Genomic DNA, 516 nt, shown 5'->3' with positions numbered 1-516 from the left:
CGCCTGTTTATCGGCTCCCCGAGGCTTATCGCAGATTTCCACGTCCTTCATCGGCTCCTGATGCCAAGGCATCCACCATGCGCTCTTACACACTCACCCAACCCCTCAAAGGGACCGGCTTCGTGTGCGCGAAAAATTGTTTCATTCACCTTAACTAGATGATGACAAGAAAAATCACATTACATAAACACCACAAACTCATGGTGTTTGATGCTCGCGTCCACTATACGATTCTCAAACCACTACCAAACACCCACCACCACACACCAGAAGCCTCTGCTGCTTGGTGATCGGGTTGGTCCTGTTGGTTGAAACCACACCCACACACACTGTGTGGGGTTTGTGATTCCAGGACCCAATAACGTGTTCGTTCTAGCCCATACAACAACCAACATCGACACGGCAGTCACCGGACAACGCTGGAAGGTATGAGCGGAAGAAGTGATGTTCCACCCTTGAGCTCCCAACCAGATGACACATTCGGTCACTGCGTTGGGGTTCTGATGTGTGCTCCTT

1 rRNA gene is annotated in these 516 nt (G+C 51.0%); it reads right to left on the bottom strand.

What is annotated here, in order from left to right:
* Positions 1-99 (bottom strand): 23S ribosomal RNA (locus tag ACSBQT_RS17840); the annotation flags it as partial.
* Positions 100-516 lie beyond the last annotated feature (417 nt).

It is taken from the genome of Brevibacterium sp. H602, assembly GCF_051172395.1.
In the GTDB taxonomy this organism is placed as follows: Bacteria; Actinomycetota; Actinomycetes; order Actinomycetales; family Brevibacteriaceae; genus Brevibacterium.
Note: the sequence above shows the minus strand (reverse complement) of the source record. Positions and strands in the feature narration are given on the sequence as shown.